Origin of the sequence: Peribacillus sp. NJ11 (genome assembly GCF_030348405.1) — a bacterium.
Lineage (GTDB): Bacteria > Bacillota > Bacilli > Bacillales > DSM-1321 > Peribacillus.
Window position 1 is genome coordinate 3128292 of the sequence record NZ_JAUCFO010000001.1, and the last position, 18130, is coordinate 3146421.

Consider the following 18130-nt stretch of genomic DNA (forward strand, 5'->3'; position numbering starts at 1 on the left):
TTTTTTTGCTGAAATCCTGTATTAAGAATTTTTTAGGGAAAATATGTAAATGATATAAAAGAATCACCTACCCATTTATTTGCAAACGACTATTGATTCTCATTTGGATATTCTTATTTGATTGAAAAGGGGATGGTATCATCTTTCGAAATAATGAGCATGCGTCTTATTTTAAACCTTGAAATAACATCGGAAATGTGTTAAATATGCTATTTTGAAGTACTATGGGTTTTTAAAAATATTTAATTTATATCAATATAAAAACTGTGACTAATTTGTGAACTTAAAAATTATTAAGGTATATTTATTGACTAGTTTCTATTTAATAATTATTATAAACAGGAGCATATAAAAAAAATAGCTAATTGGAGGAATTTATTATGTCATTGATCAATAAACAAGTAGAAGATTTTAAAGTACAAGCTTACCATGCAGGAGAATTCAAAGAAGTTACACTTGAAGATGTTAAAGGAAAATGGGCAGTATTCTTTTTCTATCCAGCTGACTTCTCATTCGTATGTCCAACTGAATTAGCTGATCTTCAAGATAACTACGAAACATTCAAGGAAATTGGTTGTGAAGTTTACTCAGTATCAACAGATACTCATTTCAGCCACAAAGGATGGGCTGATGCTACTGATACAATCGGTAAAATTCAATATCCAATGTTAGCTGACCCAGCAAACGTTTTATCCCGTCAATTCGGTGTATTGATTGAAGAAGATGGATTGGCTCTACGTGGAACTTTCATTGTAAATCCAGAAGGACAAATTAAAGCATACGAAATTAATGACTTAGGGATTGGCCGTAATGCAGAAGAACTAGTAAGAAAAGTTCAAGCTGCACAATTCGTAGCAGAACACGGAGATAAAGTTTGCCCTGCAAAATGGACTCCAGGTGAAGCTACTCTTGAACCAAGCCTGGACCTTGTAGGTAAACTTTAATTTTTAATGGGATGATCCCTTTCTTCAGTTAAAGGGTACATCCAGCAATTGATTACGATTACTGGGACAATTCGTCCGACAAGATTTAATGACAAAAGGCACTTACCTAAAATAAGTGCCTTTTGTTTTTCAAAATAATCAGTTTAGCAGACATTATCATTCAGCAAGGAGAACAAAAATGAAAAAAATATATGATTTATTAATTATTGGCGGTGGTCCTGCAGGCCTCTCAGCAGGCGTTTATGCAGGAAGAGCTAAATTAAAGACAATTATTCTTGAAAAAGGAACTGGCGGCGGACAAGCTGCAACTACATCGGAAATAGCCAATTATCCTGGTATCCGCCATATATCGGGCCCAAGGTTAGTTGAAGAAATGAAGCTGCAAAATGAAGATTTTGGGGTTGAGTTTGCCAAAGCTGATGTAACGGGCGTGGATTTCTCCGGTGAAGTAAAAGTGGTTAAAACCCTTGGTGGGGACTACCATTCCCGCGCGGTCATCATTGCAACAGGTGCTTCTCCAAGAACACTAGGATTTCCAGGTGAAGAGGAATTTACTGGTCGCGGTGTAGCTTATTGTTCAACATGTGATGGCGAATTCTTTGAAGGGTTGGAAGTTTTCGTTATCGGGGCAGGATATGCAGCCGCTGAAGAAGCTATATTCCTGACCCGCTTTGCTACAAAAGTTACAATCATCGCCCGTGAATCAAGCTTCTCGTGTGCCCCGTCCATTGTTGATAAGGTAATGGCAAATGATAAGATTGAAGTGAAATTCAATACGGAGATCCTTGGGGTATATGGAGATGGGATGATTCAAAGTGCCCGATTCATCAATAACGCGACTAAAGAAGAATTTGAATATAAGGCGAAGGAAGAAGACAGTACGTTTGGAGTATTCGTTTTCATAGGTTATGAGCCGAAAACAGAGATTTTCAATGGCCATATCGAAATGGATCATGCGGGTTACATTCTCACCGATGATGATATGAAGACTAATGTGAATGGTGTATATGCGGCAGGCGACCTAAGGCCAAAATCCTTGCGCCAGATTATCACAGCTGTATCTGACGGTGCGATTGCAGCAACGGATGCCGGTAAATATATTGCAGAAGAAAAAGATCGCTTAGGCATTAAAGATGAACCTGAAGTTGAAAAACCGGCCAAAAAAGAACAGGCCGCTGTCCCAGCAGGAAAGAGCGCTTTATTAAGTGATGCGTTACGTGGCCAATTAAAGGGCATCTTCGGCAAGATGGAGAGTGACGTAACATTGGTGTCCATCGTCGATGAAAGTTTGCCGAAATCAGTCGAATTGCGAGACTTCTTGTTGGATGTTGCTGAATTGGGGGACAAGCTTCATCTTGAGTTATACAACAAGGGGGAAAATAAGGAAATCGAAGAAAAAATCAATGCAGATAAGTTCCCTGTCGTTTCCCTCTTAAATTCGAATGGTGAATACAGTGGCGTCAAATACCACGGTGTACCTGGCGGCCATGAGTTGAATTCCTTCATTTTGGCTATCTATAACCTAGCTGGACCTGGTCAAGCATTGGATTCAGTCGTATTGAATTCAATTAAGGGAATCAGTAAAAAAGCGAACATTAAGGTTATGGTTTCATTGGCATGTCACTACTGTCCAGACGTTGTAGTTGGCGCACAGCGCATTGCGATTGAAAACCCTAACGTTGAAGCTGAAATGGTCGATATAAGCAATTTCCAGGAAATTAAGAAGAAATATAAAGTCATGAGCGTGCCGGCCATGATCATCAATGATGAAGAAGTGGTATTCGGCGCTAAGAAAATTGATGAAATCGCAGCGTTATTAGTATGATAGAACACTAAATCGATAGGGGAATGTCCTCCTATCGATTTTTTTATGGGAAATGACCCTTGAAAATCGGTAGATATCATGGCGGTTTACATTCTTTTATTCATAACCCTTGTCCTTTTGCATAAACTTGTACAAAAACAAGTAAAGAGACGAGGGGGCACTCATGCGTTTTCCATATAAAGGGTTATCGAGTTTGTGTATCGTCATTCTCCTGTTGTCTTTTATGGCACCTGTACAAAACGTCAATGCAAATGTAGCTGTAAGTGCCCATAGCGCGATTTTAATGGATGAGGATAGCGGAAGGGTCATTTATGAAGTGAATGCTCATGAAAAGAATCGCATAGCAAGCATTACGAAAATAATGACGGCTATCTTAGCTATTGAATCGGGACAAATGGATGAAACAGTTAAGGTAAGCAGCAATGCCTTCGGGACGGAGGGATCTTCCCTTTATTTAAAAGTGGGAGAAAAGATTAAGCTCGAAGATTTGGTTTATGGCTTGATGCTTCGCTCAGGTAATGATGCAGCAGTCGCAATCAGTGAAAAGGTTGGTGGAAGCCTGGATGGATTCGTCTGGATGATGAATCAAAAGGCAGAAGAAATCGGGATGAAAAATACACATTTTTCAAATCCACATGGTCTGGATAATACGAAAAACCATTATTCAACTGCATATGATATGGCCATACTTACTCGTTATGCCATGCAAAATGAAACGTATGTAAAGATTGCCGGCACTAAGGAGCACAGGGCGCCTAATTCTACAGAACAATGGGATTATGTATGGAAGAACAAAAATCGCCTGCTTACACAATTATATGAGTATTGCACAGGCGGGAAAACAGGGTATACCAAACTAGCAAAACGTACCTTGGTGACGACGGCAACAAAAAAGGAGCATGACCTGATTGCTGTGACATTGAATGGTCCCGATGATTGGAATGATCATATTCAAATGTACGAATCCGCTTTTAAGGATTATAAGCCTACAGAAATTTTACCCGAAGGCATGGTAGAAAATTTGCAAAATAAAATGTATAAAGGGCATGTTTACATTAAAAATGATTTCTCGTACCCACTGACAAAAGAAGAGAGAAAATTGGTCAATGTGAAAATGAAATTATTGAAGCCACAGAAGGCTTGGAAAGATAAAAGGAAAATCCCGGAAGTGGTCGGCAGAGCATCCATCTATCTCGATGGAAAGAAAATAGGAACGCGTTCGATTTTTTATGGGGAATCGAAAGAAAGCTTCAAACAACAATCATTCCAATCTTCATGGGCCGAGGTATTTGAAGCGGTATTGGGAATCGAACGAAATGGTTAATTACATTTGGGTTGGGATGTTTGTGATCGGTATTGTATTCGGCATGATTAATGGGACGATGGATCAGGTCAATGAAGCTCTTTTTGTCAGCGCAAAGGAAGCGGTCACCCTTTGTCTGGGACTGATGAGCATTCTTGTTTTTTGGCTAGGTTTGATGAAAATAGCGGAGGAATCGGGACTGCTTGATAAACTATCCAGCTTGTTCAGGCCATTCATGAGATGGCTGTTCCCTGAAGTGCCGCCTAATCATCCGGCTATGGGGTATATACTTTCGAATATGATGGCAAACACATTCGGTTTGGGGAATGCAGCTACACCTCTTGGCATTAAAGCGATGGAGCAGCTAAAGAAACTGAATGGAGGAAAAGCAACGGTCAGCCGCTCGATGGTCACTTTTTTAGCGATCAATACCTCAAGCGTAACGTTGATTCCAACGACTGTCATTGCGATTCGCATGAATTATGATGCCCAATCCCCTACGGACATCGTTTTTCCAACCATAATAGCTACGGCCATTTCTGCCGTTGGAGGAATCGCGATAGATCGATATTTTTATTACAGGAGAAAGAGAAGCGGGAGGGAATAGGATGTTGCACTGGATGACCACCATTTCAATTTGGATGATACCGATTTTGATCCTCAGTATATTACTGTACGGCACATTGAAAAGAGTCCCCACCTATGAGATGTTCGTCGAGGGGGGGAAAGAAGGGATCAACATGTCCTTTTCCCTCATCCCTTTCCTGGTAGGCATGCTTGTGGCGATTTCAGTATTTAGGGCATCAGGGGCCTTGGATTTCATTGTACAATCACTAAACCCATTGCTTTCCCTTCTTCATTTTCCGTCTGAGGTTTTACCCCTTTCGATTATTCGGCCAATATCCGGAACAGCCGCATTAGGAATGACCAGCGACCTGATATCGGTTTATGGACCGGATTCTTTTGTCGGACGCTTGGCTGCCACTATTCAGGGAAGTACAGACACCACCTTCTATGTATTGACGGTTTATTTTGGAGCCGTCGGAATCAAAAAAATGGGTGATGCCCTTAAGGTTGGTCTTTTGGCAGACTTGATTGGAATCATAGCCGCCGTTATCGTCGTCACATTAGTATTCGGAATGAATTAAAAGTAAGGAAATGGGCGATTCCATTTCTTTTTTTTTGCCTTTTTTCTTAAACGATCGGTTATGGATAGCTATCAATTTTTATAGGGTTCGAACATTCATCTTAAAGAAACATTTTTTTGTATGGAAAAATAAGCTATGTTACACTCATTATGGAAACCAACCCATTTAACCGCCACATTATTGATAAATTATAAAAGAAAAGCTCTTAATCGCGAAAAACCTTTTGTTTTTGCCTCTCCATATGTAATAATTGTATGATTGTGTATGTATCGACAATAACAAACGAATGATTATATTATGGGGTGAAGATAGATGGAACGATTACAAAAGGTGATAGCACATGCTGGACTGGCTTCCCGCCGTAAAGCAGAAGAGTTGATTTTAGAAGGTAAGGTAAAAGTGAACGGCAAAGTAGTGAAGGAATTAGGTGTGAAGGTGGGTCCTAATGATAAGGTTCAGGTTAATGAAGTCCCGCTTGAAAAAGAAGCTCCTGTTTATTTCCTATTCTATAAACCGCGCGGTGTCATTTCGGCAGTTTCTGATGATAAGAATAGAAAAGTCGTAACGGACTATTTCCCTTACATCAATGAACGGATTTATCCAGTTGGCCGCTTGGATTACGATACTTCGGGTTTGTTGATTTTAACCAATGACGGAGAATTTGCAAACACGTTAATGCATCCTAAGCATGAAGTGGATAAAGTGTATGTGGCAAAAGTGAAAGGGATGCCTTTGCGTGAAAGCTTGAAAAAGTTGGATAAAGGTATCAAATTGGAGGATGGCAAGACTGCCCCAGCCAAGACTAGGGTATTGTCCACCGACAAAAAAAAGGAAACGGCCATAGTTGAAATCACAATACATGAAGGCCGGAACAGGCAAGTCCGCCGGATGTTTGAAGCAATCGGCCATCCCGTCATAAAATTGAAGAGGGAACAATATGGTTTCTTGACATTGGACGGTTTAACAGCAGGAGATTCCCGTGAGCTGACTCCACATGAAGTTAAATTAATGCGGACTTTAGCAACGACCGAACCAAAACAGCGGAGAATGTAAGAAAGAATTTTTCCTGTATTAATAGGTTGAAACCACTACCCCATTTTTCCCCTGGAGGATTGGGTGGTGGAAAACAACCTGTAAATACCTTTCCTTCAATCGGGAAAAGATGTCACAAAACCTTCAGAAATGTAAATAAAATGGACATGGTGTTAAATGGTATAATGGTATGGTTAAATTTAGTGTGGCCTTAGGAGGATCTCTATGGATAAAAAGAAGCGACGCTTAATTATCAGGACCATCATTCTCCTGCTTTTAGGTGCAGCTTTAGTGTTTGCCCTTTATACGAACTTCACTAAAGATAAGAATGAAAGTCTGAGTAAAGGATCCGATGCACCCAATTTCGTTTTGACTGATATGGAAGGCAAAGAACATAATCTTTCCGATTACAAGGGAAAAGGCGTCTTCCTGAACTTTTGGGGTACATATTGTAAGCCGTGTGAATATGAAATGCCTTATATGGAAAATCAATATAAGGAATTTAAAGACCAGGGCGTTGAGATATTAGCGGTTAATGTCGGAGAATCTGACTATGCTGTCAATAATTTCATCACAAAGCATGATCTTACCTTTCCTGTCATGATCGATAAAGGTAGGGAAGTGGAAAATGCCTATCGCGTGGATATTTTGCCAGTCACCTTTTTGGTTGATAAAGAGGGGAAAGTGATAGATATCATCACCGGAGCTTTGACAGAAGAGAGCATCCAAAAGCATATGGAGAGAATTAAACCATAATATTGGGGAGTTTTTGACATGAAAGAAGTAAAATGCGATTGTGGTCATGTAAATCCATTTGGCACAAAGATTTGTGGGAAATGCGGGATGGTGCTTGGTAACGAAAAAGAAAACAAGCTAATTGATATGCGATATGAAGGAAGTGCAAGGCGTTCACAAACATATAAAAAAACAGTCATCGATAAAATATGGAACTTCTTTTCTTCCGTAAAGGTAGGGGTGACGCTCATTGTCATTGCCTTGGTCGCTTCAGCTATCGGGACGATTTTACCTCAGGAAATGTATATCCCTTCAACGGCGACGCCTGCAGAGCATTATGAACTGGAGTACGGCTGGTTCGGAAAGGTGTATTATGAACTCGGGTTTCATAATTTGTACAGTTCATGGTGGTATTTGATTATCATAGGCATGCTCGGCATATCACTATTGATTGCCAGTATCGATCGGTTCTTTCCCTTATATCGATCGTTAAAAAAACAAGGGGTCACACGTCATGAAGGTTTCATGAAACGTCAGAGGATTTTTGGAGTGACAAAGCTTGAAGATCAAGATATAAACCTTGAAGAAGTAAAGAATAGGCTAAAAAGGCAGCGTTATCATATACGAGAGGAAAACGGTCATATACTTGCCGAAAAGGGTCGTTTTTCACGTTGGGGACCTTATGTAAATCATATTGGACTTATCATTTTCTTAATTGGAGCATTATTGCGTTCTGTCCCTGGGATGTATATTGACAAAGTACTTTGGCTGCGTGAAGGCGAAAGAAAAGAAATCCCGGGTACAAATGGTGAATACTACCTCCAGAATAATGAATTTACCTTAGAGGTATATGACAAAGAAAATGAAGAAGATGAACAATACAGTGCTGCAATAGATAAAACCGGTACGATAGCTAAAACCTATCAATCCGATGTAACGCTCTATGAGCGCAAGGGAGAAACCATACCAGGGGAGAAAGTGGACCTTGATAAGCTTAAAGATTATAAAATCAAAGTCAATGAACCTCTGAAACATGATCATTATGCCCTCTACCAAGTAGACTATAAACTGGATGAGCTCAGTACGATGTCTTTTAATTTGATAAATAAAGAAACCGAAGAGAAATATGGCAGCTTAAAGGTTGATTTGAATAATCCTCAAAAGAAATACGAGTTGGATGAAGGTTATTCTGTTGATTTGATCAGTTACTTCCCTGATTTCGAGTTCGATGAAAAAGGTGAACCTAGAACGATATCGAAGATTCCGAATAATCCAGCATTTATCTTTAAAATGCATACTCCGGATAAGCCAGAGGGTGAAGTCAGTTTCGTAGCGATTAAAGAGACTGTGGAGCCTTTAGGGGAAAATACATATAAAATGGCCTTTAATGGTGTGGAAACCCAAGATGTCACGGCTTTGACCGTTAGGAAGGATTTAACGCTTTGGATCCTATTCTCTGGTGGAATCATTTTCATGATAGGTGTTGTCCAAGGCTCATATTGGAATCACCGGCGTATATGGATTAAGAGGAAAGATGATGAGATATTAATGGCCGGCCATACAAACAAAAACTGGCACGGCATTAAAAGAGATATAGGACAAGCGATAGAATCAACATCTCTTTGCGAACCAACGGATCAACTTGAGGAGGAGAAATCTTCTAATAAGGGGGAAGTTTTAAATGGCTGAATTAAGCAGTAACTTTTTATATGCAGCTTTCTTATCATATCTGATCGCTACCTTTTTATTTGGGGGATCGATAAAGGATAAACGTGGAGCGGAGGAAAAGAAACAAAACAAATGGGCTAAACTTGGCATTTTCATCACCATTCTCGGTTTCGCTGCGCAAATTGGGTATTTCATCACTAGATGGATTGCTGCTGGCCATGCCCCGGTAAGTAATCTGTTCGAATTTACGACCTTTTTCGGAATGATGCTGGTCGGTGCTTTCATACTAATTTATTTCCTTTATAAAACACCTGCACTTGGGTTATTCGCTTTACCGATTGCGTTATTGATAATTGCATATGCAAGTATGTTCCCTACAGAAATTTCGCCGCTCATTCCTGCTTTGCAGAGCGATTGGCTTCATATTCATGTAACGACCGCAGCGGCAGGACAGTCGATCCTTGCGATAAGTTTCGTTGCAGCCATCATTTATTTAATCAAATTCGTCGATCAGTCACAAGCAAGCAAAAGAACGTTTTGGCTTGAAGTCATCATGTTCACATTAGTCAGTACCATCGGTTTCGTCATCATCACTTCTACTTTTGCCGCCATGGATTATAAGGCGAATTTTGATTGGGTCGATAAAAAAGGTGTGCCAGCTAAGCAAGAATTTAACCTTCCAGCACTTGTAGGTCCCCATGAAGGGGAACTAACCGAGACGGATCGGTTTGAACCACTGGTGAACATGCCTGCCCTGATCAATGCCAAAAAACTGAATACAGTCATTTGGTCAATCGGTATGGGACTCGTCCTGTATGGTCTAATAAGATTGATTGCCCGTAAAAGAGTGGCAGCATTGATTAAGCCGATCGTTAAAAATGTGAATTTGAATTTATTGGACGAGATTAGTTATCGTTCAGTCCTTATCGGTTTTCCGATCTTTACACTCGGTGCCCTCATTTTTGCAATGATCTGGGCTCAAGTGGCCTGGACACGATTCTGGGGCTGGGATCCGAAAGAAGTCTGGGCTCTGATTACTTGGTTGTTTTATGCGGCCTTTTTACATCTGCGCATGTCAAAGGGGTGGCAAGGGGAAAAATCAGCATGGCTTGCCGTCATCGGTTTTGCCATAATGATATTTAACTTGATATTTGTTAATCTTGTTATTGCTGGTTTGCATTCATATGCTTGATTCTGTATTGTAATAATTAGATGAAGGGGGTCTTTTGATAGAAACGTCGAGGGTTGGCTTATCGATTTTTCTAGAGAATGATCCCTTTTTCCGTCCTCACTTTATATATGATATTTCAGTGAAATACCCACTATGAATTCACAGAGGAAACGGTTGAGGTCTTTTTTTGTGACAATATGGTGAAAGGTCCATAAAAGACATGCGAAATTGGCTCATTATCGTACTTTGGGAGGAAAAATTATTAGTCAGGAAAGTTTTCATTTTGTAGAATAAATGATAGGAGGCTGATTACATAATGTATAATGCTATTAAAATTCTCGTGGTGGATGATGAGGAAAGAATCCGCCGGCTGTTAAAGATGTATTTGGAAAGAGAAGATTATATAATTGATGAAGCTGAAAATGGAGATGCGGCTTTAACAAAAGCCCTTGAAAATGATTATGATTTAATTTTATTGGATATTATGATGCCTGGTAAAGATGGAATCGAAGTTTGCCGTGAATTAAGGGAGAAGAAAACGACACCTATTATCATGCTGACTGCTAAAGGGGAAGAAGTGAACCGCGTTCAAGGGTTCGAAGTGGGGACCGATGATTATATCGTAAAGCCGTTCAGTCCCCGTGAAGTCGTGTTAAGGGTTAAAGCTTTATTGCGCCGCTCCTCAAGCACGGGGTACATGCAGACGGAAACGACGGCAAAAGATGTGATCGTCTTCTCGCATCTAACCATTGATAATGATGCCCACCGTGTACTTGCTGATAACAAAGAGGTTTCATTAACACCAAAAGAATATGAATTATTATATTTCTTAGCTAAATCCCCAGATAAAGTTTTCGATCGGGAGCAATTGTTAAAAGAAGTGTGGCATTATGAATTCTTTGGAGATCTTCGAACTGTTGACACGCATGTTAAACGCTTACGTGAAAAATTAAACCGCATATCCGAAAACGCAGCCAAGATGATTGTCACTGTTTGGGGTGTAGGTTACAAGTTCGAAGTCGTTAATGACTGATGCTATGGGGCAGTGTCGTAGGGAAGCTATGGGCAACGATCCTATTGCTCGTGTCATTCGTATTAATCGTTTTAACCGTTCTGCTGGTCGAATTCTTTGAGAATTTCCAAATTGAAAATATTGAAAATGATTTAACCAAAACGGCCGAACAAATCATTAAGGTAACAAATGACCATCAGGGATCTAACAATGAGGTTTTACAAATAGCTTCGGAATTAATAGGAAACGAAACGAAAATGATCATTCTAAACGATGACAAAATGATTTTCTCATCCATTGGAGGAGATAAGGAGTTTGAAATCACGCCGGAATCCATTAAGAATGATCCTGAATTGCTCAAGGTTTTTACCGAAAGAAAGACTGTAAAAAAGGAAATGGCGCTATCCGATGATCCGGGTAACGAGGAATTATCCGCAATCGTTGTTGGGATTCCACTTGAATTGAATGGGGAACAGGATGAAGTTTTCCTATTTCAATCATTGGAGTCCATGGAAGAAACCACAAAATCAACTACACAGTTCATTTTATTGGCAGCGGGCATCGCCATTATTTTGACAACGATTTTTGCTTTCTTTTTATCTACAAGAATCAATGCCCCATTGGTGAAGATGAGGGAAGCCGCACTGGCGATTGCCCGGGGGAAATTTGATACAAAGGTTCCAATCTTGACTCAAGATGAGATCGGTGAGTTGGCCATTGCGTTTAATCAGATGAGGAAACAGCTGAAATTCAATATGAATGCACTCAGTCAGGAAAAGGAACATCTCTCAAGCATTCTTAGCAGTATGGCTGATGGGGTCATTACCTTCAATAAAGATGGCACAATCCTTGAAACGAATCCGCCAGCGGAAAGGTTTCTCCAATCCTGGTACTTTGAAAAAGGCAATAACCGGGAAGATAACGTGAATGTCCCCTTGGTTTTGATGAATCTTTTTGATGAATCAGAGTCCTTCGATAAGGAGCAAGTCGGGGAAATTACCTTGCAGGGCCGAGATTGGGGATTCATTGTCAGCCCGCTATATACAAATGCCGACAATATTAGGGGAGCGGTGGCCATCATACGGGATATGAGTGATGAAAGACGTATGGACAAACTTCGGACGGATTTCATAGCCAATGTCTCCCATGAGTTAAGAACGCCCATTTCAATGCTCCAAGGATATAGTGAAGCGATCGTTGATGATATTGCGGGCAGTGAAGAGGAAAAGGTGGAGATGGCCCGCATCATCTATGATGAGTCTTTGAGAATGGGACGTTTAGTTAATGATCTGCTCGATCTGGCTAAATTGGAATCGGGAAAAATGAACCTTAGCTTTGAACATGTACCAATTTCACCTTATTTAAAGAGGATTACAAGTAAGTTTTCCGGGCTAGCCAAAGAAAAAGGGATTACAATATCAGCTAGTCTTCAAGACAATGAAATTGAATGGCATTTTGATCCTGACCGTATTGAACAGGTTTTGACTAATTTAATTGATAATGCGATTCGTCATACTCCTCCAGGCGGTAACATTGATGTCATTCAGAGGACAAGTGATCGAAGAGGTTTGATCATTGATGTGAGGGACTCTGGATCTGGTATTCCCGAAGAAGATTTACCTTTTGTATTCGAGAGGTTTTATAAAGCGGATAAGGCAAGGACCCGCGGCCGATCAGGTACCGGATTGGGTTTGGCCATCGTAAAAAATATAATCAATGCCCATGATGGCTACATTTCGGTAAACAGTCTACCTAATAAAGGGACAACGTTCAGTTTTATCCTGCCTCGAATTATGGAAAATGCCGATTGAATGACGGACAGCTTTCCAAAAAAATCTTGTTTCATAGGGAACTGTGAAGACAAAGGCAATTGGATTCATTTCCAACTTGTCTTTGTTTTTTTTTAGGGAACAAGATAAGAAGTTCCGGACATGTGGAAATTGACGGAATTTTATATTAAGATTAAAGCTGAAGTATGTAACTTTTATTGAGGAATGACGACTATATTTATGAACGGATGTGGGGAAATGATGGATTCCGTTTTCCACGATCTATATGAAAAATATCATCAGGAAGTTTATCAATTCATTTTTTATATGACTAAAAATCGAGAAACGGCAGAGGACCTTGTTCAGGAGGTCTATATCCGGGTTATGAAGGCTTATGAACGCTTCGAAGGAAAAAGCAGTGAAAAAACGTGGATTTATTCGATTGCCAGAAATGTGACGATTGATTATTTTCGGAAACAAAAAGGGTGGAAAGACAAAATCTTTCCTAACTTTGATTGGGATAGGCAATTGATTAAAGATACTCAGCCCATTCCGGAAGAAGTGGCCATCATGAACGATGATATCCAAGATATTTATCAATGCTTAAACAGGTGTACCGTCGATCAAAGATCCGTCATCATTTTAAGGTACATACAGGGCATGTCCATTACGGAAACTACAGAAATATTAAATTGGAGTGAAAGTAAGGTAAAAACGACCCAGCACCGTGCTTTAAAGGCTATCAAAAAATTGATGGAAGATTTATCAGGAAAGGAGGGCCACCGCATTGAGAAAATCCCGTTGGAAAGAAAACGAAATTGAAGACATGCTACGCGGGCTTCCGAAATTAAAAGATGACCGAACAAAGGCAGAGGTGTATGCGAGAATACATGATAATAAAAGAAAGAAACACTGGATACCTCTAATTGCGAGTGTGGCCTCCTTATTCTTAATGGTGGTTTTGGCGTCATCGTTAATTATTGGAAACAAGGGAACTACAAGGGAAGAGGACAGCGGCGGTAATGGGAAATTATCCATATCCGAAAATAAGGAAATGGCAGATCAGGAACGGCAAAATGCAAATATCAAAGAAAATACCTCAGAAGATAAACAGGGTAATCAAGAGTTTTTGAGTAAGCAAGCGGAGATTGAATCTAAAGACGAGGTTTCAGAAATAGAACCTCTAACAGGGGAAAAGGAAAAAACTTTTGCACATGCGATTTATAAAGATGACCTTAAAAATGCATCGATCATTACCATGGGCGTACCTGATGATCAAATGAATTTCATCGTTCCCATATCAATTAAACTCAAACATTATGACAAAGCGGATACACTGAATCGGTTAACGAATCAAATGTCCAATATCGATGAAGAGCAATATGGGCTATCTGACTATTTTCCGCTTGATATAAAGATTAGCCAAGGAAACGATATGACCACTGCTCATATTGAGTTTCGAGAAAACAGCCGATTATTGAAAGAGGATACTCTTTTTCTCCATTCGATGGAAGAAACGCTTTCCTATAATGATATAGAGAAGATGACTTTTTCTACAGATGGTAAGCAAGGGGCAATGTTTGCCAATAAGGGATTTTTAAAGGAGGCAGATATACCTCATCAAAAAAAACGCACATACCTACTTTACCAAAGAGATGGATCCTCTCCAAGGTTCCTAGTTCCAAGCAATATGAATTATCGGGACATTGAAGAGGCACTTCAAGCTGGAAAAGGGGAGCCGGACATGGAGGGGATTTCACCTGCAATTCCGGATGACCTTAAATGGGAAAGTATACGTTCAAAAGGAGATCTTGTGTCCATTCAATTATCAGATCAAGCAGCTATTGAAAATAGTGAGGAATCCCTTCAAGCTTTAGAAGCCATACTCTTCATTGCTAAGGATTTTGGTTTTGAAAAAGTGAAGTTTGAAAATGCACCAATTGAAGAGGTCGGCCAGTTGAATTTAACTGAAGACATATGGGTGCCCAAAGCACCGAACCTAGTGAATTGATGCAGGGGCCGGGCTAATTGATGGAGGGTTGCTCTATACATTAAAAAAAGTGCCCGCGCTGACGGGCACTTTTTTCTTCTTATAATGAAATACGGGCCATGAATGTAATTTCTTCTGTTTCCATTAAAAATTGTTTCATGTTGTCTGCCAATGGTTCATCAAAGCTTAAAACCATGATTGCTTCCCCACCAGCTTCTTTTCGGCCTACCTGCATGGTGGCGATATTCACTCCGTGATCACCAAGAACCTTACCTACGTTACCGATTACACCAGGTTTATCGGTATGCTGGATATAAAGTAAATTCGATTCCGGATGAAAGTCGATTTTGAAACCATTCAAGCTTATAATTCGAGAACCGTAATTTTCGATATAAGTTCCACTTATTGTTAATTCGCGGTTGTCACCTTTTATTTTAAGGCTGATCAAGTTAGAGTATCCTAAAGAGTCCGTAGAGATTTTTTCACCAACTGTGATGCCACGCTCTTTTGCGACCAGCAAGGCATTCACCTCATTGACTGATGCATCAACTCTTGATTTGAAGAAACCTGAGATTAGACTTTTTGTCAGAATCGCTGTATCGAAGTCCAATGATTCTCCTGCATACGTAACGGAGATTTCCTGAATCCCTTCATTCATGCACTGAGAAGCAATGGATCCCATTTGCTGAACAAGTTGATAGAATGGCTGTACCTTTTCAAACACTTCTTTAGAAATCGCTGGAAGGTTGATTGAACTGGAAACCGGTTTTCCTTCGAAATAGGTCAAAACTTCTTGGGCAACCTGTACGGCTACATTTAATTGGGCCTCTTTCGTAGATGCACCTAGATGAGGTGTAGCAATGACGCTATCCAGTTCAAGCAGTTTATGGCCAAGTGGAGGTTCTTCAACGAAAACATCCAGCGCCGCCCCTGCAACATGTCCTTCAACTATCATTTCATATAAATCATCTTCGTCTAGAATTCCACCACGGGCGCAGTTCAGTACATAAACTCCTTTTTTACAGGTAAGCAGTTTTTCTTTATTGATTAAACCTCTAGTTTCATTCGTTAGTGGAGTATGTACAGTAATGATGTCTGCTTTAGGAAGCAATTCATTTAACGGCAGGGACGTTACGGCCATTTTCTTTGCACGATCAGCAGTCAGGAACGGATCATAGACAATCACATCCATCCCAAACACTTTAGCACGTTTGGCAATTTCCCCTCCGATACGTCCAAATCCAACTATACCTAATACTTTGCCGCGAAGTTCAGTTCCAGTATATGAAGAACGTTTCCATTCCCCATTCTTCAGTGAAGCATAGGCTTGCGGAATATGGCGCATTAAGGAAGCCATCATGGCAAATGTATGTTCTGCAGTTGAAATGGTATTGCCGTCAGGAGCATTAACCACGACAATCCCGCGTTTTGTCGCAGCGGGGATGTCTATGTTATCGACGCCGACACCCGCGCGTGCTATAATTTTCAACTGCGGCATACGGTTCATTAAATCTTCCGTAACCTTCGTTGCACTTCTTACAAGTATTGCATCAATCTGATCAAGTTCGTTTTCCGCTTCCTCTACTGTCTTCTGAATAAGGTGAATATTGGAAGCCTCTGATAGCGGTCCGAGTCCTTCTGGTTTGATGGCATCTGCTACTAAAATCCGATACACGTCTAAACACCTTCCTAGGGAAAAGAATTATCTTAAATTTCAGTTAATTTTACAATTTAAATGCCAATTGTGTCAATTTGGCTTCACTGATTGTAAGCGCTTAAAACAATAATTACATTTGGATCGTATGTTTAATGCCGCACTATTAATGGCTTCAACATCGATTGCCTTAAAAGAAAAAATATTTTCATTATTTAAAATTTTGTGTATCCAATTTTTCTTTTAAGAGATCAATATTCATCCTAAATGTATCAACTGAGAAAAAATGCTATCACAAAAAAGGAATTTCGGATATAATGGGAAAGATAAAACAAAATTTTATAGGTCTATCTTCGGGGCGGGGTGTAATTCCCCACCGGCGGTGATGAAGGAAATTCTCTTCTAAGCCCGCGAGCCTTATGGGCAGGATTTGGTGTGATTCCAAAGCCGACAGTATAGTCTGGATGGGAGAAGATGGAGGTTCCTGAGTGCGTTTCAACAGTTATTTGCTGAACGTTTGTTTGATGTAACCTTTAATTTATCCCTTTAATTCTATTGGAATTAAAGGTTTTTTATTGAGCATCAACATGATTAAGGAACCCTAACCTCTTTTTCAGGTAGATCGGAAAAGAAGGAGAGAGAACTATGAAAAAGAACAAAGTGAAAAAAACGGTCACACTGGCCATGATGGGAAGCATTTCTTATTTATTAATGCTTTTAAATTTTCCGTTTCCAGGATTCCCGCCTTTTCTCAATGTTGATTTTAGCGACATACCAGCACTGATGGCGGCATTGATTTTCGGTCCGATGGCCGGGATTCTAGTTGAATTCCTTAAAAACCTATTGGATTTTGTCATGACAGGGACCTTGACTGCTGTACCAGTGGGGCATATCGCTAACTTTATTGCGGGAATACTGTTCGTCTTGCCGACTTATTATGTATTTAATAAAATCAATTCAAAAAAAGGGATGACGTTCGCTTTACTTGCGGGTACAGTTTCCATGGCGGTATTTATGAGTGTGTTAAACTATTTTGTCTTTTTACCGGCTTATACCTTCTTTATGGGATGGGATGCAATGTCGGCACCCGAGTCGAGAAAGTTCGTCACGACGGCAATCTTGCCTTTCAACGTGATTAAAGGCGTGCTCATCACATCTGTATTCATGTTATTGTTCATTAAATTACAGACATGGATCAATAAGCAAACATTATATAAAAATGCTTAATGGCATTGACGATAGAAATATAAAAAACAACCGGATATACATATCCGGTTGTTTTTTATGTCTTTGGCATGGGAATATGTGGAGCTACATTGGCCAAAAGAAAAAGCCATTCTCGATTGAAAATGGCTTGTACGTTTATTCGAATTTTAGTGCATCCCCGTCAAATGCCTCGTCAGCAACTTTAATAGAATCCGTTGGACATCCTTCAAATGCATCCATCATATCATCTATAAGTACATCTGGAATTTCAACGATTCCCTCATTATCGTCAAGGGTAACAAATGCAATCCCTTCGTCATCATAATCATATATATCTGGTGCTGCTGCTCCACAAGCACCACAAGCGATGCATGTTTCTTTATCCACAATAGTAAATTTAGCCATGAATATAACCCCTCCTAAGTTGATTAACAACTGATAATCTTTTTATTTCAGATTATTATCTCTTTCTTATTGTAAGACCGAATGCCAAACTTTTCAATAGAAATTGTATTGATAATAACTATCATGTAGTAGAATGTCAACGAAAAACATCGTAATAATTAACTTGGGTCTTACCATGGTTCGTCATTTAGTCACATAATTTTCCTTGTATTCATCAATAATAACGGCGATTTTTGCAGATATTTGTTACAATGGGTTTATTGGTTAA

At 39.8% G+C, this 18130-nt stretch carries 16 protein-coding genes and 1 riboswitch; of the genes, 14 read left to right on the plus strand and 2 right to left on the minus strand.

Translation table 11 applies throughout. From position 1 onward, the window contains the following. The first annotated feature begins 380 nt into the window (after positions 1-380). The 13 genes from ahpC to QUF86_RS15555 all read left to right on the plus strand — a co-directional run bounded on the left by ahpC (position 381) and on the right by QUF86_RS15555 (position 14618). Entirely contained in the window at positions 381-944 is a 564-nt protein-coding gene (gene ahpC / locus QUF86_RS15495; protein WP_063233159.1) for an alkyl hydroperoxide reductase subunit C, read from the plus strand. A 178-nt stretch (positions 945-1122) separates the two neighbouring features. Beyond that, positions 1123-2769, plus strand: coding sequence for an FAD-dependent oxidoreductase (locus tag QUF86_RS15500; RefSeq protein ID WP_289315785.1), 1647 nt, complete (start codon positions 1123-1125; stop codon positions 2767-2769). A gap of 163 nt (positions 2770-2932) precedes the next feature. Continuing rightward, positions 2933-4093, plus strand: a complete 1161-nt coding sequence (locus tag QUF86_RS15505) for a D-alanyl-D-alanine carboxypeptidase family protein (RefSeq protein ID WP_289315786.1) — start codon at positions 2933-2935, stop codon at positions 4091-4093. Next, entirely contained in the window at positions 4086-4679 is a 594-nt protein-coding gene (locus QUF86_RS15510; RefSeq protein ID WP_289315787.1) for a nucleoside recognition domain-containing protein, read from the plus strand. The genes QUF86_RS15505 and QUF86_RS15510 overlap by 8 nt, the downstream gene beginning before the upstream one ends. 1 nt (position 4680) lies before the next feature. Next, a complete protein-coding gene (locus tag QUF86_RS15515) occupies positions 4681-5220 on the plus strand; it encodes a spore maturation protein (RefSeq protein WP_289334804.1) in 540 nt (179 codons plus the stop codon). Positions 5221-5532: 312 nt separating this feature from the next. After that, positions 5533-6273, plus strand: coding sequence for a 23S rRNA pseudouridine(2605) synthase RluB (gene rluB, locus QUF86_RS15520; RefSeq protein ID WP_289315789.1), 741 nt, complete (start codon positions 5533-5535; stop codon positions 6271-6273). 204 nt (positions 6274-6477) lie between these two features. Beyond that, positions 6478-7008 carry a thiol-disulfide oxidoreductase ResA gene (resA, locus tag QUF86_RS15525; protein ID WP_289334805.1) on the plus strand — a complete coding sequence of 177 codons (531 nt, stop codon included), beginning with the start codon at positions 6478-6480 and terminating at the stop codon, positions 7006-7008. An 18-nt stretch (positions 7009-7026) separates the two neighbouring features. Next, on the plus strand, positions 7027-8676 hold the full coding sequence (resB, locus tag QUF86_RS15530; protein ID WP_289334806.1) for a cytochrome c biogenesis protein ResB: 1650 nt from the start codon (positions 7027-7029) through the stop codon (positions 8674-8676). Next, positions 8669-9847, plus strand: a complete 1179-nt coding sequence (gene ccsB, locus QUF86_RS15535; protein ID WP_289315792.1) for a c-type cytochrome biogenesis protein CcsB — start codon at positions 8669-8671, stop codon at positions 9845-9847. The genes resB and ccsB overlap by 8 nt, the downstream gene beginning before the upstream one ends. Before the next feature lie 295 nt (positions 9848-10142). After that, a complete protein-coding gene (locus QUF86_RS15540; protein ID WP_289315793.1) occupies positions 10143-10859 on the plus strand; it encodes a response regulator transcription factor in 717 nt (238 codons plus the stop codon). Beyond that, on the plus strand, positions 10856-12649 hold the full coding sequence (locus QUF86_RS15545; protein ID WP_289318342.1) for an ATP-binding protein: 1794 nt from the start codon (positions 10856-10858) through the stop codon (positions 12647-12649). Before QUF86_RS15540 ends, QUF86_RS15545 begins: the two co-directional genes overlap by 4 nt. Before the next feature lie 219 nt (positions 12650-12868). Next, complete coding sequence (gene sigX, locus QUF86_RS15550) at positions 12869-13429, plus strand: RNA polymerase sigma factor SigX (RefSeq protein WP_289336236.1); 561 nt, start codon at positions 12869-12871, stop codon at positions 13427-13429. Then, positions 13395-14618: a hypothetical protein gene (locus QUF86_RS15555; RefSeq protein ID WP_289334807.1), complete on the plus strand. Its 1224-nt coding sequence runs from the start codon at positions 13395-13397 to the stop codon at positions 14616-14618. Before sigX ends, QUF86_RS15555 begins: the two co-directional genes overlap by 35 nt. A gap of 79 nt (positions 14619-14697) precedes the next feature. Here QUF86_RS15555 and serA read toward each other — a convergent pair whose 3' ends face one another. Next, complete coding sequence (gene serA / locus QUF86_RS15560; protein WP_289334808.1) at positions 14698-16272, minus strand: phosphoglycerate dehydrogenase; 1575 nt, start codon at positions 16270-16272, stop codon at positions 14698-14700. 324 nt (positions 16273-16596) lie between these two features. Then, positions 16597-16731: riboswitch (FMN riboswitch) on the plus strand. A gap of 165 nt (positions 16732-16896) precedes the next feature. Between serA and QUF86_RS15565 the strand changes: the two genes are divergently transcribed. Continuing rightward, the gene (locus QUF86_RS15565) at positions 16897-17478 is read left to right on the plus strand and encodes an ECF transporter S component (RefSeq protein WP_289334809.1); all 582 of its coding nucleotides are present in this window, start codon (positions 16897-16899) and stop codon (positions 17476-17478) included. A 135-nt stretch (positions 17479-17613) separates the two neighbouring features. Here QUF86_RS15565 and QUF86_RS15570 read toward each other — a convergent pair whose 3' ends face one another. After that, a complete protein-coding gene (locus QUF86_RS15570; RefSeq protein WP_034308087.1) occupies positions 17614-17862 on the minus strand; it encodes a ferredoxin in 249 nt (82 codons plus the stop codon). Positions 17863-18130: the final 268 nt, after the last annotated feature.